Annotated in this window: 20 protein-coding genes; 10 read left to right on the plus strand and 10 right to left on the minus strand. The window is 70.2% G+C overall.

The window, feature by feature from the left end; genetic code table 11:
- Window positions 1–21: 21 nt before the first annotated feature.
- From ACK4TH_RS03215 to ACK4TH_RS03230, 4 genes are all read left to right on the plus strand, one after another.
- Window positions 22–249, plus strand: a complete 228-nt coding sequence (locus ACK4TH_RS03215; RefSeq protein WP_068607687.1) for a DUF2892 domain-containing protein — start codon at window positions 22–24, stop codon at window positions 247–249.
- Between the two features lie 20 nt (window positions 250–269).
- Window positions 270–1,286, plus strand: a complete 1,017-nt coding sequence (locus tag ACK4TH_RS03220) for an SLAC1 anion channel family protein (RefSeq protein WP_409622608.1) — start codon at window positions 270–272, stop codon at window positions 1,284–1,286.
- A 1-nt stretch (window position 1,287) separates the two neighbouring features.
- The gene (locus ACK4TH_RS03225; protein ID WP_409622610.1) at window positions 1,288–2,043 is read left to right on the plus strand and encodes a sulfite exporter TauE/SafE family protein; all 756 of its coding nucleotides are present in this window, start codon (window positions 1,288–1,290) and stop codon (window positions 2,041–2,043) included.
- 119 nt (window positions 2,044–2,162) lie between these two features.
- Window positions 2,163–2,492: a hypothetical protein gene (locus ACK4TH_RS03230; protein ID WP_409622612.1), complete on the plus strand. Its 330-nt coding sequence runs from the start codon at window positions 2,163–2,165 to the stop codon at window positions 2,490–2,492.
- 43 nt (window positions 2,493–2,535) lie between these two features.
- Here the strand turns inward: ACK4TH_RS03230 and ACK4TH_RS03235 are convergent, their stop codons facing one another.
- The gene (locus tag ACK4TH_RS03235) at window positions 2,536–3,444 is read right to left on the minus strand and encodes a LysR family transcriptional regulator (protein WP_409622615.1); all 909 of its coding nucleotides are present in this window, start codon (window positions 3,442–3,444) and stop codon (window positions 2,536–2,538) included.
- Window positions 3,445–3,547: 103 nt separating this feature from the next.
- Between ACK4TH_RS03235 and ACK4TH_RS03240 the strand changes: the two genes are divergently transcribed.
- Entirely contained in the window at window positions 3,548–5,065 is a 1,518-nt protein-coding gene (locus ACK4TH_RS03240) for a CoA-acylating methylmalonate-semialdehyde dehydrogenase (RefSeq protein WP_409622618.1), read from the plus strand.
- A complete protein-coding gene (locus tag ACK4TH_RS03245; protein ID WP_409622621.1) occupies window positions 5,062–6,732 on the plus strand; it encodes a GMC family oxidoreductase in 1,671 nt (556 codons plus the stop codon). The genes ACK4TH_RS03240 and ACK4TH_RS03245 overlap by 4 nt, the downstream gene beginning before the upstream one ends.
- Window positions 6,733–7,018: 286 nt before the next feature.
- On the opposite strand, the gene ACK4TH_RS03250 is transcribed toward ACK4TH_RS03245, so the two are convergent.
- Together ACK4TH_RS03250 and ACK4TH_RS03255 are read right to left on the minus strand one after the other, a co-directional pair.
- A complete protein-coding gene (locus ACK4TH_RS03250; protein ID WP_409622624.1) occupies window positions 7,019–7,327 on the minus strand; it encodes a flagellar basal body protein in 309 nt (102 codons plus the stop codon).
- A gap of 73 nt (window positions 7,328–7,400) precedes the next feature.
- A complete protein-coding gene (locus tag ACK4TH_RS03255; protein WP_409622627.1) occupies window positions 7,401–8,687 on the minus strand; it encodes a solute carrier family 23 protein in 1,287 nt (428 codons plus the stop codon).
- A 213-nt stretch (window positions 8,688–8,900) separates the two neighbouring features.
- Here ACK4TH_RS03255 and ACK4TH_RS03260 point away from each other — a divergent pair, with 213 nt between their 5' ends.
- Window positions 8,901–10,994 (plus strand): acetoacetate--CoA ligase, encoded by a 2,094-nt coding sequence (locus ACK4TH_RS03260; RefSeq protein ID WP_409622630.1) that lies wholly within the window; start codon window positions 8,901–8,903, stop codon window positions 10,992–10,994.
- A gap of 45 nt (window positions 10,995–11,039) precedes the next feature.
- Window positions 11,040–11,909, plus strand: coding sequence for an HDOD domain-containing protein (locus ACK4TH_RS03265; protein ID WP_409622633.1), 870 nt, complete (start codon window positions 11,040–11,042; stop codon window positions 11,907–11,909).
- 53 nt (window positions 11,910–11,962) lie between these two features.
- On the opposite strand, the gene ACK4TH_RS03270 is transcribed toward ACK4TH_RS03265, so the two are convergent.
- From ACK4TH_RS03270 to ACK4TH_RS03280, 3 genes are all read right to left on the minus strand, one after another.
- Window positions 11,963–12,853 (minus strand): DMT family transporter, encoded by an 891-nt coding sequence (locus ACK4TH_RS03270; protein WP_409622885.1) that lies wholly within the window; start codon window positions 12,851–12,853, stop codon window positions 11,963–11,965.
- 14 nt (window positions 12,854–12,867) lie between these two features.
- Complete coding sequence (locus ACK4TH_RS03275) at window positions 12,868–13,353, minus strand: flavin reductase family protein (RefSeq protein ID WP_409622636.1); 486 nt, start codon at window positions 13,351–13,353, stop codon at window positions 12,868–12,870.
- A gap of 105 nt (window positions 13,354–13,458) precedes the next feature.
- Window positions 13,459–14,799 carry a D-amino acid dehydrogenase gene (locus ACK4TH_RS03280; protein WP_409622639.1) on the minus strand — a complete coding sequence of 447 codons (1,341 nt, stop codon included), beginning with the start codon at window positions 14,797–14,799 and terminating at the stop codon, window positions 13,459–13,461.
- Between the two features lie 143 nt (window positions 14,800–14,942).
- Between ACK4TH_RS03280 and ACK4TH_RS03285 the strand changes: the two genes are divergently transcribed.
- Entirely contained in the window at window positions 14,943–15,863 is a 921-nt protein-coding gene (locus ACK4TH_RS03285; protein WP_409622641.1) for a LysR family transcriptional regulator ArgP, read from the plus strand.
- A 22-nt stretch (window positions 15,864–15,885) separates the two neighbouring features.
- On the opposite strand, the gene ACK4TH_RS03290 is transcribed toward ACK4TH_RS03285, so the two are convergent.
- From ACK4TH_RS03290 to ACK4TH_RS03300, 3 genes are read right to left on the minus strand one after another with little or no spacing between them, the layout of a single operon-like run.
- Complete coding sequence (locus ACK4TH_RS03290; RefSeq protein ID WP_409622644.1) at window positions 15,886–17,124, minus strand: HD-GYP domain-containing protein; 1,239 nt, start codon at window positions 17,122–17,124, stop codon at window positions 15,886–15,888.
- Window positions 17,118–18,044: a metallophosphoesterase gene (locus tag ACK4TH_RS03295; RefSeq protein ID WP_409622646.1), complete on the minus strand. Its 927-nt coding sequence runs from the start codon at window positions 18,042–18,044 to the stop codon at window positions 17,118–17,120. Before ACK4TH_RS03295 ends, ACK4TH_RS03290 begins: the two co-directional genes overlap by 7 nt.
- Entirely contained in the window at window positions 18,044–19,012 is a 969-nt protein-coding gene (locus ACK4TH_RS03300; RefSeq protein WP_409622888.1) for a LysR family transcriptional regulator, read from the minus strand. Before ACK4TH_RS03300 ends, ACK4TH_RS03295 begins: the two co-directional genes overlap by 1 nt.
- Window positions 19,013–19,120: 108 nt before the next feature.
- Between ACK4TH_RS03300 and ACK4TH_RS03305 the strand changes: the two genes are divergently transcribed.
- On the plus strand, window positions 19,121–19,672 hold the full coding sequence (locus tag ACK4TH_RS03305; protein WP_409622649.1) for a hypothetical protein: 552 nt from the start codon (window positions 19,121–19,123) through the stop codon (window positions 19,670–19,672).
- Window positions 19,673–19,759: 87 nt separating this feature from the next.
- Here ACK4TH_RS03305 and ACK4TH_RS03310 read toward each other — a convergent pair whose 3' ends face one another.
- Complete coding sequence (locus ACK4TH_RS03310) at window positions 19,760–21,631, minus strand: phosphoenolpyruvate carboxykinase (GTP) (protein WP_409622652.1); 1,872 nt, start codon at window positions 21,629–21,631, stop codon at window positions 19,760–19,762.
- Window positions 21,632–21,675: the final 44 nt, after the last annotated feature.

Here is a 21,675-nt window from a genome sequence, read left to right on the forward strand (position 1 = left end):
CTTTCATCTGAGGAGAGCATCATGACCGTCGAGCGCTGGATCCGTGTGATCGCGGGCCTGTTCGTGTTCCTGTCGGTGGCGCTGGGCGCGCCGGCCAGCCCGCTGTTCGTCAGCGAGTGGTTCCTGGCCTTCACCGCCTTCGTCGGGCTGAACCTGTTCCAGTTCGGCTTCACCAACTTCTGCCCGCTGGCCATCATCCTGAAGAAGCTGGGCGTGCCCGAGGCCGCCATCCCGTGCAAGGCCTGCTGAGGCCCGAGGCGGAGCGCGCGATGAACAGTGCCCATCCCACCCCGCTGAAATTCCTGCACCCGGGCTGGTTCACGCCGGTGATGGGCTTGAGCGGCCTGGCGCTGGCTTGGCACGCGGCCAGTCCGGTGCTGGGCCCCTGGGCCGAGGGGGCGGCGCTCGTCATCGGCGCGCTGGCCGCGGCGGTGTTCGTCGCCGTGCTGGTCGGCTCGCTGCTGCGCTGGCGGCGGCACCCCGAGGCCGTCGCCGAGGACCTGCGCCACCCGGTGCGGCACGCCTTCGTCGCCGCCGCCCCGGTGGGCCTGCTGCTGCTGGCCACCTGGCTGCAGGCCGTGGGGCTGGCGCTGCCGCTGGCGCACGCGCTGTGGTGGCTCGGCTCGATCGGCCAGCTCAGCGTCACCGTCTGGGCGCTGGGGCGGTGGCTCGCGCCCACCGTGGCGCACGCGCCGGATGCGCAGTCGCTGTGGAACGGCGTCACGCCGGTGCTCTACATCCCGGTGGTCGGCAACGTCGTGGCGCCGCTGGCCGGCGTCGGCTTCGAGCACGCCATGTGGTCGGCGGTGCACTTCGGCATCGGGGTGTTCTTCTGGCCGGTGGTGTTCACGCTGCTGGTGGCGCGGCGGCTGGCGCACGGACCGATCCCGCCGCGGCTGCACCCGACCTGGTTCATCTCGCTGGCGCCGGCGGCGGTGGCGGGGCTGGGCGCGCTGCGCTTCGGCTGGCCGCCGGGCGTGGCGGCGGCGGTGTGGGGCGTGGGCCTGTTCATGCTGCTGTGGGTCGGCACGCAGGCGCGGCGCTTCTTCGCCCAGCCCTTTGGACTGCCGTTCTGGGCGGTGTCGTTTCCGCTGGCGGCGTTCACCAGCCTGAGCTTCAAGCTGGCCGCCGCGCTGGCGCTGCCGACGCTTCAGGGGGCGGCGCTCGCGCTGCTGGCGCTGGCCTCGGTGGTCATCGCGGCGCTCGCGCTGGCCACGATCAAGGGCTTGCGCCAAGGCACGCTGCTGGCGCCGGAGCCGGTGGCGCCGGTGGTGGCGGCGCCGTGACATGACGCTGACCGACGGACTGCTGCTGGCCAGTGCCGCTTTTGCCGCGGGCGTGCTCAACGCCATCGCGGGCGGCGGCAGTTTTTTGACGTTCCCCGCACTCGTGTTCACGGGCGTCAACCCCGTCGTCGCCAACGCCACCAGCGCCGTGGCCGTCAGCCCAGGCTATCTTGGGAGCACGCTGGGCATGCGCGACGAACTGGCCCAGGTGCCGCCGCACCGCCTGCGCATGGAGGCCGGGATCGCCGCGGCCGGCGGGGTGGCGGGGGCCCTGCTGTTGCTGATCACCCCGGCCAGCGCGTTTCGCGCGATCGTGCCGTGGCTGCTGCTGTTTGCCACGGTCGTCTTCATGGGCGGGCCGCGGTGCGTGCGCTGGTTGGCGGAGCACCGCGGCAGCACCCCAGGCCGGGGCGCGCGGGCCTGGGGGCTGCTGGCCGTGTCCGTGTACGGGGGCTATTTCAACGGGGGGCTGGGCATCCTGCTCATGGCGCTGTATGCGGTGACGGGAGAGTCGCGCATCCACACCGCCAACGCGCTCAAAAACCTCAACTCGCTGGTGCTGTCGCTGCTGTCGGTGGCGACGTTCGCGCTCGCCGGCGCCATCGCCTGGGGCCCGGCCGTGCTGATGATGGCGGCCGCCACCGCCGGAGGCTACGCCGGCGCACACGGTGCGCGGCGGCTGCCCGCTTCTGCCGTGCGGGCGGTGGTCATCGGCACCGGGGTCGTCATGAGCGCGGTCTTTTTTTGGCGCGGCTGAACGGCCGGGAGGTGCAGAAGGCGCCCGATGCCGTGCCGGGTACCCGTCGCCCACAGTCCTCCACAAATGCTCGTCGCTGCGCTACGATCGCTGCGTTTATCCATCACCGTGTTTCTGCCATGGACCGTATGCCCGACGTCCTGAGCGGACGGCTCGAACAAATCGCGTACCCCCACATCCGGGACCACCTGCTGCAACTGCAGGACGACTGGCCGGGCATGTTGGAATACGTGAACCACTTGTTCCTGGACACGCGGGGCGGCACGCGGCGCGGCTTCGATTTCACGACCGCCGCGGCGCTGATGGAGATCAAGCACGACCTGATGGTGCGGCTGGACGAATTTGCCCGTCTGCGCGACCAAGTGCCGCACCGCGACCCGCAGTTCACCGCCGGCGCTGGCAAGCCGGTCAACGGATACCACCCGATCCCGCTGCCCAAACACTGGTGACACCGGCGTCGTCCCCGGACGGTCCACCGCTGTCATCTCCACTTTAGACGCCGCCCTCGGCACCGCCCCAAACGCGCCCCAGCGCGCTCCAGGCGGCTTCGATGGCCGGCTCTCCCTGCCTCTCGGCCAAGCTGACGAAACTCAGCACGCACCCCAGCGCCACCCGGTCGGCCACCACCAGTCCGCGTGCCTGGACCTCCCGGATGGCCACCGCGTCGCGCACCAGGCTCAGGCCCACGCCCGAGCGCACCAGATCCAGCATCGACGCCTCCTGATCCACCAGGGCCACACGCCGCACCTGCAACCCCAGCGGCTGCAAGGTGCGGCGCAGCAGGCGGTGGTGGGCCGATTCGGGCGGGGTCTCGATCCACGGCAAGGCCGCGAGTTCGGCCCAGCCGCGCCCCTGCACCTGCGGCCCCCACCCGGCCGGCGCCAGCACGCGGTAGGTGAACGGGGTGAGCGTGCGCACGCGGTAGCGTCCCGCCGTTCCGCGGTCCTCGTCGGGATCGCCGAGGTAGAAACCCACGTCGTGTTCGCCCGCGTCCAAGCGCTGCAGCACCTCGCCGCTCATGCCCTGGCGCAACGCCGTCTGCAGGAAGGGCGCCGTCTCCACCAGCTCGCGCAAAAAGGCACCCAGTCGAGTGAACTCCGGGTCCAGGATGGTGCCGATGGCCAGCTCGCCGCGCACCTGCTGCCGCAGGCGCTGGGCGGCACCGTCGAACTCGCGCTGCGCCGCCAACACCCGGTCGGCCAGGGGCAACAGGGCCGCGCCGTCCGGCGTCAGACGCATGCCGCGCGGGGTGCGTTCGAACAGCCGCACCCCCAGCCGCGCCTGCAAGGCCTTGAGTTGCAGACTCAAGGCCGGCTGCGTCAGGTGCAGGCGTTGCGCCGCCCGCGACAGGCTGCCTTCGCGGGCGACGGTCGCAAAGGCGCGCATGGCGGTGTGGTCCATCCGGATATTAGATCATCTTATGTCCCACTTTTGAAAAACTCGCTGGTCAGGCGAACCGCACGCTTCTACAGTCGGAGTTTTCGCATGAGCCGGATTTAAGACCATGATCCTGACCCCCACCGCCATCGGCCACCACATCGGCGGCCGCCCCGTCGTCGGCCAGTCGGGCCGCCAGCAGGATGTCTTCAACCCCGCGACGGGCGCCGTCACCGGCCGCGTCGCGCTGGCCGATGCGGCCGAGGTGCAGACGGCCGTCGCGGCCGCACGCGCGGCTTTTCCCGCCTGGGCCGAGCTGCCCCCGCTGCGCCGCGCGCGCATCCTGTTTCGGTTTCTGGAGCTGCTCAACCAGCACCGCGACGAGCTGGCCGCCATGCTCACCGCCGAGCACGGCAAGGTCTTCACCGACGCGCAGGGCGAAGTCACCCGCGGCATCGAAATCGTCGAGTTCGCCTGCGGCATTCCGCAGCTGCTCAAGGGCGACTACACCGAGCAGGTCTCCAGCGGCATCGACAACTGGACCATGCGCCAGCCGCTGGGCGTGGTCGCCGGCATCACGCCGTTCAACTTCCCCGTCATGGTGCCGATGTGGATGTTCCCAGTCGCGCTGGCCTGCGGCAACACCTTCGTACTCAAGCCCAGTCCCATCGATCCGTCGCCGTCGCTGCGAATCGCCGAGCTGCTGCAGCAAGCCGGCCTGCCCGATGGGGTGTTCAACGTGGTGCAGGGCGACAAGGCGGCGGTGGACGCGCTGCTGGATCATCCCGATGTGCGGGCGGTCAGCTTCGTCGGATCGACGCCGATCGCCAACTACATTTACGAGACCGGCGCGCGCCACGGCAAGCGGGTGCAGGCCCTGGGCGGGGCCAAGAATCACATGGTCGTCATGCCCGATGCGGATCTGGACCAAGCGGTCGACGCGCTGATCGGCGCAGCCTTTGGCTCGGCCGGCGAGCGCTGCATGGCCATCTCGGTCGGCGTGCTGGTGGGCGACGTGGCCGACCGGATCATGCCCCGACTGGTTGAACGCACGCGGGCACTGAAGGTGCTGGACGGGATGAACCGGCAGGCCGAGATGGGCCCCATCGTCACCGACACCGCACGCCAGCGCATCACCGGCTACATCGAGGCCGGCGTGCGCGAAGGGGCGCAGCTGCTGGTGGACGGCCGGGGCTTCGACGGCCGCAACGCCGGCCCGGGCTGCGATCACGGCTTCTGGCTGGGGGGCACACTGTTCGACCATGTCACCCCCGAGATGTCGATCTACCGCGACGAGATCTTCGGCCCCGTGCTGTCGTGCGTGCGGGTACCGGACTTTGCCACCGCGGAGCGGCTGATCAACGAGCACGCCTACGGCAACGGCACGGCCTGCTTCACGCGCGACGGGCATGTGGCGCGGGAGTTTGCGCGCCGCGTCCAGGTCGGCATGGTGGGCATCAACGTGCCGATCCCGGTGCCGATGGCTTGGCACGGCTTTGGCGGCTGGAAAAAGAGCCTGTTCGGCGACATGCACGCCTACGGCGAGGAGGGTGTGCGCTTCTATACCGCGCAAAAAAGCGTCATGCAGCGCTGGCCCGAGAGCACGCCCAAGGGCGCCGAGTTCGTGATGCCGACGTCCCAGTGAACACCTTCGACTACATCGTGGTCGGCGGCGGAACCGCCGGCAGCCTGCTGGCCAACCGCCTGTCGGCCAACCCGCGCCACCGCGTGCTGCTCATCGAGGCCGGGCAGAAGGACGACTACCACTGGGTGCACATCCCCGTGGGCTACCTGTACTGCATCGGCAACCCGCGCACCGATTGGCTGTACAAGACCGAACCGGACGCGGGCCTCAACGGCCGGCAACTGCGCTACCCGCGGGGCAGGGTGCTGGGCGGCTGCTCCAGCATCAACGGCATGATCTACATGCGCGGCCAGGCGCGCGACTACGACCAGTGGGCGCAGATCACCGGCGACGACGAGTGGACGTGGGAGCGCTGCCTGCCTGACTTCAAGGCGCACGAGGACCACTACCGCCTGGACGCGGACACCGACCCCGCATTCGCCGCCCTGCACGGCCACCGGCGCACCGGCAGCACGGGCGAGTGGCGCGTGGAAAAGCAGCGCCTGCGCTGGGACATTCTGGACGCCTTCGCACAGGCGGCGCAGCAGGCCGGCATCCCGGCCACGGACGACTTCAACCGCGGCACCAACGAAGGGGTGGGCTACTTCGAGGTCAACCAGAAAAGCGGCTGGCGCTGGAACACGGCCAAGGCCTTTTTGCGCCCGACCTGCGAGCGGCGACCCAACTTCACCCTGTGGACCGGCGCACAGGTCAAGCGGCTGCGGATCGAGCGCGGCGCAGACGGCGCCCTGCACTGCCGGGGTGTCGAGGTCTGGACCGGCCAAGCCAGCGTCACCGCCCATGCGGCGCGCGAGGTGGTGCTCAGCGCCGGCGCCATCGGCAGTCCGCAGATCCTGCAGCTCTCCGGCATCGGGCCGGCGGCCGTGCTGCGGCCCTTGGGGATCGAGGTGCTGGCCGACCTGCCGGGCGTGGGCGCCAACCTGCAGGACCATCTGCAAATCCGCGCCGTCTTCAAGGTGCAGGGGGCCGAGACGCTCAACACCCTGGCCCGCCATTGGTGGGGCAAAGCCCGCATCGGGCTGCAGTACCTGCTGACGCGCAGCGGCCCCATGAGTATGGCACCCAGCCAGTTGGGCGCCTTCACGCGCAGCGGGCCCGGCTTCGACTGGCCCAATGTGGAATACCACGTGCAGCCGCTCAGCCTGGACGCCTTCGGCGAGCCGTTGCACCCCTTTGCGGCCTTCACGGCCAGCGTGTGCAACCTCAACCCCACCAGCCGCGGCACGGTGCACCTGCGCAGCCCGCGCTTCGAGGATGCGCCAGCCATCGCGCCCCACTACCTATCCACGGCGCAGGACCGCCAGGTCGCCGCCGACAGCCTGCGTCTGACGCGGCGCATCGTCGCCCAGCCGGCGCTCGCCCGCTACCAGCCCGAGGAGTATCGACCCGGCCCGCAATACCAGACCGACGAGGAACTCGCCCGGCTGGCCGGCGACATCGCCACCACCATCTTCCACCCCGTGGGCACCACGGCGATGGGGCGCGACGGCGACCCGATGGCGGTCACCGACCCCCATCTGCGGGTGCGCGACGGGCGCGGTGGGCGCATCGGTGGACTGCGTGTGGTCGATGCCGGCATCATGCCCACCATCACCAGCGGCAACACCAACAGCCCTACCCTGATGATCGCCGAGAAGGCCGCACGCTGGATCCTGGCCGGGGCATGACCGCGCTGCGGGTTTGTCCGGAGCCGCAACGGGGACAGCGCCGCCTAGAATGTGCGCACTCGGACACCGGTGCGGCGCCTGCGGCGCAGCCGGTCAGCTCTGAGAGGACCGAGGAGACAAATCGATGGTACGGCCCGCAGTCGACCGCTGGCTTGATCGTCAACCGCGACAGAGATGATTCAAACGCCACCGCCATGGGTGGCTTGCAACGACACCGGCAGCTCCGCTCCCGGTGTTTTTTGTTGCCCCGCGTGCAGCGTCCGCCACGTGCGCGGCATACGCCGCCTCAGGCTCGGGTATCGAGCAAGCGCCCCACCGCCTGATCGGCCGCTTTGAACACCTGCAAATTGGCCGCAAAACTGGTGGCCGCCATCTTCTGCTCCACCATGTCGGCGGCCAGATCGGCCCCCGGCTCGGGCCGCTTGTCGATGCGGGTGCGCACGCCTGCACCGGGCGCGGGTTCGGCCTCGCTGCGCACCTGCTCGCGGCGGTAGCCGTCGGTTTGTGCGTTGGCGATGTTGTTGGCCGCGCTGCCCAGCCGGGTCTGCGCCGCGCGCATCCCGGACAACGCCGTGCTGCTGATCCTGCCGTCCATGCCACCCAGTGTACGACCGGGGCGAGGATTCGTGCCGACGCGGCGACGAACGGCCCCGCCCCGAGCGCGGGCGTCAGTCCGCCGAACGCCGATTGAGCAGCGCGTACAGGCCGATGGCGCCAAAGGTCGCCGTGCCGATGCCGCCCAGGGCAAAGTCGCCAAACTTCAGCGTGAAGTCGCCCGTGCCCAGCACCAGCGTGATCGCCGCCACCAGCAGGTTCTTGTTGTCGGAAAAGTCCACCTGGTTGTCCACCCAGATCTTGGCGCCCGCTACCGCGATCAGGCCAAACACCACGATCGAGACCCCACCCATCACCGCCAGCGGAATGGCCTGGATCAGCGCGCCGAACTTGGGGCTGAAACCCAGCAGAATGGCCATCAGGCCCGCCACGACGAAGATCGCCGTCGAGTAGATCTTGGTCGCCGCCATCACGCCGATGTTCTCGGCGTAGGTGGTCACGCCCGTGCCGCCCGCGCTGCCGGCGACCATGGTCGCCACGCCGTCGCCCATGAAGGCGCGGCCCATGTACACGTCCAGGTTCTTGCCCGTCATCGCCGTCACGGCCTTGATGTGGCCGAGGTTTTCGGCCACCAGAATCACGGCCACCGGCGCGATCAGCAGCATCGCGTGGCCGCTGAACACGGGCGCGCTGAAATTGGGCATGCCCAGCCACGCGGCATGGGCCACCCCCGACAGGTCGAGCGGCTTGCCCAACCCCAGCCCATTGGCCAGCACGGCATAGACGACGCTGGCCACGATCAGGCCCATCAAGATCAACAGCCGCTGCACCATGCCGCGCGTAAACACCGCCACCAGCCCCACGCAGACGAAGGTCACCGCCTGCATCCAGGCATCGAACGGCGTCGGCGCCATGTTCTTGACCGGAATGTGCGCCAGGTTCAGGCCGATCACGGCCACCACCGCCCCCGTGACCACGGGCGGCATCAGGCGCTCGATCCAGCCGGTGCCCACGGCCTGCACGATGGCCCCGATGACGAAGTACAGCGCCCCGCACGCGATGATGCCGCCCAGCGCCACGCCGATATTGCCGTTGGGCCCCTGCCCGGCATAGCCCGTGGCCGCGATCACCACACCGATGAAGGCAAAGCTCGACCCCAGGTAGCTGGGCACCTTGCCGCCCGTGGCCACGAAGAACAACAGCGTGCCGATGCCGCTCATCAGAATGGCGACGTTGGGATCGAACCCCATCAGGATCGGCGCCAGCACCGTCGCGCCAAACATGGCGATCAGGTGCTGCACCCCCAGCATCGCGGTCTGCGGCCAAGGCAGCCGCTCGTCCGGCCCGATGACACCGCCGGCCTGCAGGGCGGCGTCGGATTTTTCCGTCCATTGAAACATGATCGTTCTCGCTCCTCGCGTGGTTTTTGGGTAACGGGGTGGGATTCTGCCCGCGCGCGCCATGCCCCTGCAAGCCTCGTGTCAGGTCGGTGCGCCGGGGCGAGCCAGATTCGGGCCGGGGCGGATGACGCCGACGCGACGCGCCACGGGGCACCGCTCTCGATAATTTGGCCCAAGCGCCCGCGTGCGCGGCCCATCGCCCAAGGAGACCGGATGCCCGCCCCTTACACCCCCCAGATTCGCCGCTACCAGGACTGGCTGCGGCAGCGCCATGGCCTGGGCTTTGACGACTACGACGCGCTGTGGCGCTGGTCCACCACCGATCTGGGGGCGTTCTGGCAAAGCGTGTGGGACTACTTTGCCCTGCAATCGCCCACGCCGCACCACGCCGTGCTGGAAGGCGTGACCATGCCGCATGTGCGCTGGTTCCCCGGTGCGCAGGTGAACTACGCGCACCAGGTGTGGCGCCATGTGGAGCCGGCCGAGGCCGCGGGCCAGCCGGCCATCATCGCCGAGGACGAGCTGGGCCGCGTGCGCACGGTGGGCTGGCGCGAGCTGCAGCGCGAGGTGGCGGCGTTGGCGGTGGGCCTGCGCGCGCTGGGGGTGCGACGCGGTGACCGCGTGGCCGCCTATCTGCCCAACCGGGCCGAGACGGTGGTGGCCTTTCTGGCCTGCGTCAGCCTGGGCGCGATCTGGAGCGTGTGCGCGCCGGACATGGGCACGGCGGCCGTGCTGGACCGCTTCCGCCAGATCGAGCCGACCGTGCTGATCGCCGCAGACGGGGTGCACTACGCAGGCCGACCGTTGGACCGCAGCGCCACCGTGCGCGAGCTGCGCGCCGGCCTGCCGACGCTGTCCCATGTGGTCACGCTGCGCACGCCGTACGCGGCGGAACGCCTGACCGACACGCACGACTTTGCCGCGTTGGTCGACCGCGACGACGCGGCCGTGCGCGACTTCGCGCCCGAGTGGCTGCCGTTCGACCATCCGCTGTGGATCGTGTACTCCAGCGGCACCACGGGCCTGCCCAAGCCGATCGTGCACGGGCACGGCGGCATCCTGCTGACCACGCTGGCGCTCAAAGTCCTGCACAACGACATTGGCCCGAGCTACGACCCCAACAGCCTGGGCGAGCGCTTCCACTGGTACAGCTCCACCGGCTGGGTGATGTGGAACGCCCAGATCGCCGGGCTGACCGGCGGGACCACCATCGTGCTCTATGACGGCAGCCCGGGCGGGCGCAAGGACGAGCCGGACTGGACCGTGCTGTGGCGTTTTGCAGCACGGCACCGCGTCACGTTCTTCGGCGCGGGGGCCGCCTTCTATGGCAACGTCATGAAGGCGGGGGTCGATCTGGCCGCCCTGCAGGCGGGCGGGCACGACCTGTCCACCATCCGCGCGCTCGGATCGACCGGCTCACCCCTGCCCGAGGAGGTGCAGCGCTGGGGCAGCGCGCAGTTTGCGCGCGTCTACGCGCTCGCCGGCCGCGCCGCCGATCCGGCCGCCCTGCCCGGCGGCCCCGACGGGCCGCTGTGGTGGTGCAACATCTCGGGCGGCACGGATTTTTGCGGCGCCTTCATCGGCGGCCAGCGCGAGCTGCCGCAGGTGCCGGGGCAGATGCAATGCCGGCAACTGGGCTGCGCGGTGGAGGCCTGGGACGACGACGGCCATCCCGTCGTTGGCCAGGTGGGCGAGTTGGTCTGCGTGCGGCCCATCCCCTCCATGCCTCTGTACTTCTGGAACGACGAGGGCGATGCGCGCTACCTGTCGAGCTACTTCGACACCTACCCCGGCGTCTGGCGCCACGGCGACTGGCTGGAGGTGCGCGCCGACGGCGGCTGCGTCATCTACGGCCGCTCCGACGCGACCATCAACCGCCATGGCCTGCGCATGGGCACGAGCGAGATCTACGCCGCCGTCGAAGCGCTGCCCGAAGTGCTGGACAGCCTGGTGGTCGATCTGGAGTACCTGGGCCGCGAGAGCTTCATGCCGCTGTTCGTGGTGCTGCGCCCGGGACTGACGCTGGATGAGCCCCTGCGCGAGCGGCTGCGTGACGCCATCCGGCGCGCGCTGTCGCCGCGCTTCGTCCCCGACGCCATCGAGCAGGTGCCGGATATCCCGCGCACGCTCAGCGGCAAGAAGCAGGAGCTGCCGATCAAGAAACTGCTGTTGGGCCAGCCACTGGAGCGCGTGGTCAACCGCGACGCGATGGCCAACCCGGACTGCCTGGCTTGGTACGTGGCCTATGCCCAGGCCCGCCAAGCCCATGCCCCCGGTGAGACCCCGCCAGCCCCCGCGGGAGCATGACCCCAAACCGGCCGGCCCGCCGCGGCTTCGCGGCACAATCGACGCATGACCGACCGCTCCGTTGAAGACGAACTGGACCGCGCCCGGGCCCGCGGTCCGGTGCGCGACATCGTCATCCCGCCGTGCCCCGAATTGCTGCGCCAACTGCAAGACGTCACCGCGCATGGTGAGCCCGACCCGGCGGTACTGGACCCCATTGCCAGCAGCGATGTGGCCATGGCCGCCGCCCTGATCCGGCAGGCCAACAGCCCGCTCTATGGCCTGAGCCAGCCCGTGGCCACCGTGGGCCAGGCCCTCACGGTGCTGGGTGTGCGGCCCGCGGTGCAGTTGCTCATGGGCTTTGTGACGCGCAACGCGCTGCAGGTGCATTCGCCGGTATTGGCCCACTTCTGGGAAAGCTCCACCCGCCGCGCCATTGCCTGCGAGCACATCGGTCGTCAGCTCTACGACATGGACCCGGGGCTGGCGTACAGCTTTGGCCTGTTTTGCCACGTCGGCATGCCGGTGCTGCTGCGCGGCGTGCGCGGCTATGCCGCCACCATCACCGAGGCGCTGGCCCGCAAGGACCGCACCTTCACCCAAACCGAAAACGCCAACCACCGCACCGACCACGCGGTGGTGGGCGCCATCGTTGCGCGCACCTGGCTTCTTCCCCCCGCCGTGGCGGTGGCGATCCGGCTGCACCACGACTTCACCTGCCTGGGTGACGCCCGCTATTCGGACACGGTACGGCACCTGGTCGCCATGGGCCTGATCGCCGACCATCTGGTGCAGCAGCACGAAGGGGTGCCCCAGTCACCCGACTGGGCGCGGCACGGCCAAGCGGCGCTGGCCCACCTGCAAATCGGCGAGGCCGAGGTGGAGCACTGGATCGACGAGCTGCACCCGGCGTTCGAGGCGGTGCAGGCCCCCTGACGGGGCGCGGTCGAGCGGCGCACGGCACTCGGCCGATGGCACGGCGCCCGCGCTCAGCGCCGGCTGACTAGCACGATGCCCGCCGCCACCCCGGCCAGCGCCAGCAGCAATTGCAGCGTCAGCGGCTCGCCCAGCAGCAGCACGCCAAACACCAGCGCGAACAGCGGCGTCAAAAACGTGAACGTCGCCATGCGGGTCGCCGGATAGTGGCGCAGCATCCACATCCAGGCCAGATAGCTGGCGAACGCCCCCACCGCGGTCTGCAAAAACACCGATCCCCACGCCAGCGCCGAGTAGTCCAGCGCCCAGCGCTCGCCCAGGGCCAGGGACAGCAACGGCGTCACGACCGCGGTCACCCCCAACTGGTAGAACAGCGACTTTTCCGCGGCGACCGTGGCGATGCGGGTGGTGCGGATGGCCACGGTGGTCAGGCCCCAGAACAGGCCGGCCGCCAGTCCCATGGCGTCGCCCTTCCACTGCCCGGGCATCGAGCCGTGCAAAAACGCCTCGCTGAAGGCCACGGCCACCGCCCCGAATGCCAGGCACAAACCGGCCCACTGGATGGGGCGCAGCCGCTCCGCCGGCGCGAAGCGCGGCAGCAGCAACGCCACCCAGAACGGGCTGGTGTAGAGAAAGACCGTCAACCGCGAGGCGCTGGTGTGCTGCAGCCCCAGATAGATGAAGACGAACTCCGCCGCGAACAGCAGCCCGACCAGCAATCCCCCCGGCAGCGAGCCGTCGCGCTGGAACAGCGGCACACCGCGCCCGCGGCACCACAGCCACAGCAGCGCCGTAGCGCCCCACATGCGCAGCGAGGCCTGCCACAGCGGCGGGATCTCTCGCCCGGCAAACTTGATCAGAATCTGCTGAAACCCCCAGAACGCGCAGCACACCACCAGCAGCGACACGGCCAGCGTGTCGAGGTGGTCCTTGCGGTGGGGCAGGGTGGTGGAGGTCGTCACAGCGGATGCTCGGTGTAGAACCGCCCGCCATGGTACAGAAGGGGCGACGCCGCGCCGTCGTGGCGGCAGCGCAGCACCTCGGCGACCAGAATCACATGGTCCCCCTCCACATACCGGCTGCGGCTGCAGCACTCGAAGACGGCCGCGCAGTCCGGCAGCAGTGGCACGCCGTCGGCGTTGGGCGTCCACGCCACGCCAGCCCAGCGGTCCGCCTGCCGGCTGGCAAACCGTTGCGCCAATGCCTGCTGCTCCACCCCCAACACATGGATGGCGTAATGCGCCGCCGACTCGAAGACGGGCAGCGCGCGCGAACGCAGCGCCAGGCTCCAGAGCACCAGCGGCGGCTCCAGCGAGACGGAGTTGAACGAATTGACGGTCAGGCCGATCGGTGCGCCATCCGCCGCGCGCGCGGTGACGATGGTCACGCCGGTGGCAAAGCGCCCAAGGGCGGCCCGAAACCGCTCAGGCGACGGTTCGAACATGGGGCGCGATTGTGCCTTGCCGCCGCCCGACGCGTGGCCGGGCGGCGCGATGCCCTGTCCCGCGCAGGGCTTGAGCGCTTGGGAGTGGGACGCCCTGGGCCGGGTTCAGGCCGTGGCGGACGCCGCGGCGGGCCGGGCGGCGCGGTCGCGCGCCCCTGCCATCCCGACGAAGTCCATTGCGATCGCCGGGCGCTCGCCGCAGATCAGCTCGGCCAAGGCCCGGCCCGAGCCCGCACCGTGCGTCCAGCCCAGGGTGCCGTGGCCAGCGTTGATCCACAGCCGCCCCAGCGGCAGCCGGCCGATCAACGGGATGTTGGTGGGCGTGGCCGGGCGCAGGCCGCACCAGAATTGCGGCTCGCCGCCCTGCTCCGGCGTGCGCGTGTCGGCCACGCCGGGGAAGAGCTGCTCGATGCGCTCCAGCAGCATGTGGCAGCGCGCCCGCGCCACGGGCGTGTCCAGCCGCAGGTCGAAGCCGCCGAGTTCGATCGTACCCGCCACGCGCAGGCGGTCGCCCAGGCGCGAGATGGCGATCTTGCGGCCATCGTCGAGCAGACTGACCTGCGGCGCCCGCGCCGGATCGCGCAGGGCCAGCGTGGCGCTGTAGCCCTTGCCCGGGTAGATGGGCACGCGAATGCCCACCGTGGCCAGCAGCGGCGTGGTGTACGAACCGCAGGCCACCACGAAGGCGTCGGCCTGCAGGTGTCGCGCCTGGCCGGTGGCGCGGCAGCGCAGGTGCACGCGCTGCACGGCGCCGCCCACCACCTCCAGCCGCTCGATGTCGTGGCCGAACAGCAGCTCCGCCCCCTGCGCCGCGCAGCGTCGGGCCAGCGCCTGGGTGAACACGCGCGCATCGCCATGCTCGTCGGTGGGGGTGTAGGTGCCCCCGGCGATGCGCTCGGCAAAGGGCTGCAGGGCCGGCTCGATGCGCAACAGCTCCTCGCGCGAAACGACGCGCCGCTGCACCCCGTGGCGGCGCATCAGCTCGGCGGCCTCACCCGCCTCGGCAAAGGCCCGGGCATCGGTGTAGACGTGCGCGATGCCGCGCTCGCTGCGCGGGTACTCGATCCCCGTCTCCGCCACCATCTGCTTGAGCGTGGCATGGCTGAAGGCACCCAGCGACACCAGTTGCGCCACGTTGCGCTCGAAGGCGCGGTCGGTGCACTGGCCCAAAAACTGCAACAGCCAGCGCCATTGCGCCGCATCCCACTGCGGGCGCCACAGCAGGGGGGCCTGCTTGTCGAACATCCACTTGAGCGCCTTCAGTGGCGCCTGGGGATTGGCCCAGGGTTCGCAGTAGCTCACCGAAATCTGCGCCGCATTGGCAAAGCTGGTCTCCAGCGCCGCATCGGGCTGGCGATCCACCAGCACCACCTCGTGCCCGCGCTGCAGCAGGTGCCACGCCGTCGAGGTGCCGATGATGCCTGCGCCCAGAACCACCACTCGCATGTCCGTCTCCTTGGGCAGCCCCGCCGCGCCCGCGCGCGGATCGCCAACCGCCTGTCGGGCGGGAGTGTGCGCGATGGCGCGATAAAGATGAAGCGAGATTCACCAAACGGCGGTAACATCAGAAAAACTAATGCACGCCTGCCATGACCGCCACCTTCGACCCCGACGCCCTCGAATGTCTGGCCGCCATCGTTGAAGAGGGCGGTTTTGAACGCGCGGCCCAGCGGCTGTCCGTCACGCAGTCGGCGGTGTCGCAGCGGCTGCGCGCGCTGGAAGCGCAGGTGGGCACCGTGCTGCTGGTGCGCAGCCGCCCGATCAAGCCAACGCCGGCGGGGCAGTTGCTCATCAAGCACGCCAAGATGATGCGTCTGCTGCGCGCCGATCTGGAGCACGACCTGCGCGATCTGGCGCCCACGCTGGCGCGCCGGCCGCGCGACGAGGGGCGCATTTCGGTGGCGATCAACGCCGACAGCATCGCGAGCTGGGCGCTGCCGGCGGTCACGCCGCTGGTGCGCGACGGCGTGCCACTGGAAATCATCCACGACGACCAGGACTTCACCCACGAATGGCTGCGCGAAGGCCAGGTGATGGGCTGCGTGACCTCGCTGGCGCAGCCATTGCGCGGCTGCCGGTTGGAACCGCTGGGCCGCATGGCCTATGTCGCGGTGGCCTGCCCCGCCTTCGCCGCCGCGGCGCTGGAGGGGCGGCTGACGCGCCACAACTTCCACCGCGTGCCCTTCGTTGCCTTCAACCGCAAGGACGACCTGCAGCGCGACTTCGTCTGCCAGACCTTCGGACTGCCCCAGGTGGTGCTGCAGCAGTGCTACGTCCCCTCATCGGAGGGGCAGGTGCGCGCAGCACTGGCCGGCTGGGGCGTGACCGTGGTGCCGCGCCTGGTCGCGGGGCCGGCCCTGCAGGCCGGCACGCTGGTGGATGTGGCGCCGGGCAGCGCCTACGCCGTGCCGCTGTATTGGCACTGCTGGAACCTGGACTCCGACGTGCTCACGCGCCTGACCCACGCCCTGCGCGACGCCGCAGCGACCTGGCTCGAACCCATGGCCTGAGCCACGGCCGCCGCCGCCGGATTCAGCCGCGCCCCAGCCCCGGGATGCCCGACCAAATCTCATCGAGGTCCGGGATTTTCCACTGCGCCGGATCCTCGCGCTGCACCACCTGCACCGCGCAGCCCGGTGCCGACAGATCGATGCGCTCGGGCACGACCCGCTCGCCGCTGCGGGTGGAAAACACCGTCTTGACCACGGGCTTGAGCAGGTTGCCGGGATTCTGCTCCACCACCACGGCCAGCCGCTGGTTGGACAGGCGCACCAGCGAGCCCACCGGGTAGATGCCGAGGCTGCGCACGAAGGCCTGGAAGATGCGCTCGTCGAAATGCCCCTTCCAGCTGGCCATACGCTTGAGCGACTCGGCCGGATCCCAGCCGGCCTTGTACGGGCGGTTGGAGGTGATGGCGTCGTAGACGTCGCACACCGCGCCCATGCGCGCCAGCAGCGTCAGCGCCTCGCCTTGAAGGCCATCGGGGTAGCCGCCGCCATCCACGCGCTCATGGTGGTGCAGGCACACGTCCAGCGCCGCCTCGTCCTCGATGCCGGCGGCGCGCAGGCGCTGCCAGCCCTTGCGCGGGTGCTCGCGCACGATGGCAAACTCCTCCTCGGTCAGCCGGTCGGGTTTGTTGAGGATCTCCAGCGGGATGTCGGCCTTGCCCACATCGTGCAGCAGCCCGGCAAAGCCCGCCGCACGCACCTCCTCGTCCGGCAGGCCGAGCTGGCGCGCCAGCGCCACCATCAGCGCGCACACCGCCACCGAGTGCATGTAGGTGTAGTCGTCGGCGGTCTTGACGCGCGCCAGGCTGATCAGCGCGCCGGCGTTGCGCGTGACGCTGTCGGCGATGTCCTCGGCCACCGCGCGCATCACCTGCCGGTCGATGGCGCGGCCCATGCGCGCGTCCTGGAACATGTCCTTGACCGCGCCGCGCGCGCTGGCCAGCAGCCGCGCGGCGCGCTGCAGTTCCTCGGACTGGCTCACCGGCTGCAGCAGCCGCTGCACGCGCTCGTCGTAGGCGCGCAGCGGCTCGGCATCGTCGGGGGTCTCCACCGCCTCGGCCACCGGTGCCTCGGCCGGCACGTCGGCGCCTTGGCTGACGTCGATCCAGACCTCGCGCACGGCGCTGGCGCGGATGCGCGCCAGGTCCTCCGGGTCTTCCAGCAAAAAGCGGTTGCGCCAGAACGGATGATCCAGCCACGACCCGGCAAAGCCGTGGATGAACATGCCCAACCGGACGTCTTCGACGTGGATGCGCTTCAGCATGGGTGTGTGTCCTGCCCTCCATTATCCCGCCGGGCATCCCACGGGGGTACGCGCAACACACTCGACGGTACCTCCACCACCGCCGCCGGGGCAAAAGCGCCTTGCTCGCCCTTGTCCGCGTAGCCGAGCGGATTGGCCACCACGCGGCAGCGGCCGACGCGATAGTCGTGCGGGCAGTGCAGGTGACCATGCAGCCACACGTCGGCCAGCGGCAGCAGGTCGTCCAGCGCATTGCAAAAGCCGGCCGTTCCGGGCTGCACGCCGTAGCGCGGATCGGCGCTGCGCAGCGTCGGCGCAAAGTGGGTCACGACGACGGTGGGACCGTCGAAAGCCGCCGACAACGCCGTGCGCAGCCACGCCTGGCAGCGCAGCGCCTCGTCGCGCATGGCCGCCGCGTCGAACAGCCGACCGGCGCGCTGCGTGGCCATCTGGGTCAAATGGAAATTGGCGGCCCGAAAGGCCCGCTGTCGCTGGTGCAGCCGGTGCGCGTCCGGATCGGCAATGGGCCGCGGCCGACCGCGGCGCTGCAGCGGCACCGTAGCCAGCGCGTCGAAGTCGCTCCACAGCGTCGTGCCCACGAAGCGCACCCCGTCGATGACGACCGCCTGGCGCTCCAGCCAGACAATGCCCAACCGCTCGCACGCCGCGCGCAAGCCCGCATGGGCCTCGTCCCAGTCCAGGCCGTCATACTCGTGGTTGCCCGGCACGTAGAGCACCGGCTTGGGCCAGCCGCCGTATTGCGGCAAGGGCGAGAAGGCCTGCAAGCCCCAGTCGGGCAGCGCCAGCCGCCCCCCGTCGCCCCGCCGCTGGTACGACCCCACGTCCCCGGCCAGGACCAGCAGGTCGGCATCCGCCGCCGGCGTGGGGACGAAGCCGGGGTTGGCCTCCAGATGCAAGTCCGACAACAGTTGCACACGCATCAGTACGCCTCATCGGGTGCCGGGGCGCTGGCGACGGCACGCACCACCGTCTCGCGCAGCCAGCGCTGGGCGCTGCCCAGCTCGGTTTGCCGGTGCCACAGCATGTCCACATGCACCCTGGGCACATCGATGGGCAACGGCTGCACGGCCAGCTCGGCCGCGCGGCCCGTGCTGCTCAGGAAGTGGTGCGGCAGCACCGTCAACAGGTCGGACGTGGCCACCACCTGCCCGGCCGTAAAAAACTGGTTGACCGTCAACACGATGCGGCGCCGACGGGACAGAGCGGCCAGCGCCTCGTCCACGAAGCCGAACGGCCGCCCGGAAAAGCTCACCAGCAGGTGCCGCGCAGCGCAGTAGTCGTCCAGCGTCAGCGGGCCCTGGGCCAGCGGATGCCCGCGGCGCATCACGACGACGTAATGCCCCTCGTACAGGCGACGCGACAGAAAGCGCGGCACCTGCTCCTGCAGGTGGGTGGCCCCCAACTCGGCCAGCACGCCGGGGAAGTAGCCGATGGCCAGATCCACCCCGCCATCCTCCAGCAGCGGGCGGGGGTCGCGCGTGGTCAGGGGCAGCACGCGCAGCGTCACCCCCGGCGCCTCCCGGTCCAGGATCGCCACCAACCCGGGCACGATCTTGGAGGCGGTGGCGTCGGCCATGGCGAGCACGAACGCATCCTGCGCCTGCGTAGGGTCGAACGTCCCCGGCGCCAACGACTCGCGCAGACGTTGCAGCGCCTCGCGCACCGCCGGCCAGATCTGCAGGGCCAGCGGCGTGGGCTCCACGCCATAGCCGGAGCGACGCACCAGGTCATCGCCCAGCAGCTCGCGCAGCCGCCGCAGGGCGTTGCTGACCGCCGGCTGCGACAGGGCGAGGTTGTGCGCGGCGCGGGTGAGGTTGCGCTCGGCCATCACCTCGTCGAAGACGCGCAGCAGGTTCAGGTCGAGGGTGCGAAAGTTGAGTCGATTTATCACTCTGATGAATATATGACATTCCAAAAATTAAGTTGCAACCCATCAGGGCAAACCCTAATATGCGAACCATCGCATTGCTGCGTTGCAGCATCTTGGAGTCACGCCATGAGCACCACGCTGATCCACTCCCCGACCCCGGCCCCCGCCGTGGGGACCGGCGCAGGCGCCTCTCACGTCGAAGCCGCGCGCCGCGCCGTCGCGCCGCGCGCGCTGGCCACCTTGCTGCTGGCAGCGGGTGTGGCCGCGCTGGCGGTGGTGACGGATCGCCTCATCGACACCTGGGCCGACGGCCACCTGCTGGCCGCCTGGGTGTTGATGTGGGCGGTCGTCTTTCTGGGCAGTCTGCTGCTGGCCTCGCCCGCCCGCCACGCCGCGCAGCGCGTCATGGCCGGCCTGAATGGCTGGGCGCTGCGCCGCGCCGTCGCCCGCGCCGAGGCCCGCACCGCCGCGCTGGCGCGCCGTGACGCCCGCCTGCAGGCCGAGCTGAACGCCCTGCGCCAGCGCATGGAGGTCCCCGACGCGGCTTGGGCGTACGCCCTCAGCCCGCTGGGGCCCGAGCCGACTGGCACTGCCCACGCGGTGCGCGAATGGACGCTCAGCCAGTCCGAGCAGATGACCTGGCCCAACGGCCGGCGCTACAGCCTCTTCTACGTCTGACCGGCGCGCGACGGCTCCCCCGCCGCCCTATCCACCCGTGAAAAGGCCCCGCACGGCGAGGCCTTTGTTTTGGGGCGCGGCCCCCGCTCAGCCCAGGATGCGCTGCACCATGCGCGCCTTGGTCTCCACCAGTTCTGCCGGCAGGTGGTGCGCCAGCTTGTCGAACAGCTCCTGGTGCAGTTCCAGCTCGCGCGCCCAGTCCGCGGAGTTCATGTCGGTGACGGCGGCAAAGCGCTCGGGGCCGAAGTCCAACCCGTCCCAGTGGATCTCGTCGTAAGTGGGGCTGATGCCGAAGGCGTGGTCCTCGCCCGACACGCGGCCTTCCAGGCGGTCGATCATCCAGCGCAGCACGCGCATGTTCTCGCCGTAGCCCGGCCAGATGAAGCGGCCTTCGGCATCCTTGCGGAACCAGTTGACGCAGAAGATGCGCGGCAGGGTGTGCCCCGACTCCTCCAGCCGGTGCCCCATGTCCAGCCAGTGCTGGAAGTAGTCGCTCATGTGGTAGCCGCAGAACGGCAGCATGGCGAACGGGTCGCGGCGCACCACGCCCTGCGCGCCAAACGCCGCGGCCGTGGTCTCGGACCCCATGGTGGCAGCCATGTAGACACCCTCCATCCAGGTACGCGCCTCGGTCACCAGCGGCACGGTGTTGGAGCGGCGCCCGCCAAAGATGAAGGCGTCGATCAGCACGCCGGCCGGATCGTCCCACTGGGCGTCCAGCGCCGGGTTGTTGGTGGCCGCGACGGTGAAGCGGGCGTTGGGGTGCGCGGCCTTGCGCCCGGCAGCACCGTCAGCGGGCGTCCAGTCCTTGCCCTGCCAGTCCAGGCAGTGCGCGGGCGCGGGGCCCATGCCCTCCCACCAGACGTCACCGTCGTCGGTCAGCGCCACGTTGGTAAAGATGACGTCGCGCCGCAGGCTGGCCATGCAGTTGGGGTTGGTGGCGTCGTTGGTGCCGGGGGCGACGCCAAAGTAGCCGGCCTCGGGGTTGATGGCGTAGAGCCGGCCGTCCGCATGCGGCTTGATCCAGGCGATGTCGTCGCCGATGGTGGTGACCTTCCAGCCGTCGAAGCCCTGGGGCGGGATCAGCATCGCGAAGTTGGTCTTGCCGCAGGCGCTGGGGAAGGCCGCGGCGACGTGGTACTTCTTGCCCTCGGGGCTGGTAACGCCCAGGATGAGCATGTGCTCGGCCAGCCACCCTTCGTCGCGCCCCATGACCGAGGCGATGCGCAGCGCCAGGCACTTCTTGCCCAGCAGCGCGTTGCCGCCGTAGCCGGAGCCGTAGGACCAGATCTCGCGCGTCTCGGGGTAGTGGACGATGTACTTGGTGGAGGGATTGCATGGCCACGCGACATCGGCCTGCCCCGGCTGCAACGGCGCGCCCACGGTGTGCACACAGGGCACGAAATGCCCGTCGCTGCCCAGCACGTCGTAGACGGCGCGGCCCATGCGGGTCATGAGCTTCATGTTCACGACCACATAGGGGCTGTCGGTCAACTGCACACCGATCTGCGCGATGGGCGAGCCCAGCGGGCCCATGCTGAACGGGATGACATACAGGGTGCGCCCGCGCATGCACCCGTCGAACAGGCCCGGCTGGCCATCGCGCCCGTGCTGCAGAATGGCCCGCATCTCGGCCGGGGCGATCCAGTTGTTGGTGGGGCCGGCGTCCTCCGCGCGTTCGCTGCAAATGAAGGTGCGGTCCTCGACGCGGGCAACGTCGGACGGATCGGTCCACGCCAGATACGAGTTGGGGCGCTTGACCGGATCGAGCCGCTTGAGCGTGCCGGCCGCGACCATCTGCTCGCACAAGCGGTCGTATTCGGCCTGGCTGCCGTCGCACCATTCGATACGGTCGGGCTTGCACAGGGCGGCCATGTCGGCCACCCAGGCGATCAGGCGGGAGTGTTTGACGTACGCGGGGGTGTTGAGCTGGAGACCCTGCATCACGGGAGCATTCATGGCGGTGAAACCCTGGATCGCGGTGCGCCCGAGCCTGCCCCAGC

Source organism: Tepidimonas sp. (genome assembly GCF_046292505.1).
Taxonomy (GTDB): domain Bacteria; phylum Pseudomonadota; class Gammaproteobacteria; order Burkholderiales; family Burkholderiaceae_C; genus Tepidimonas.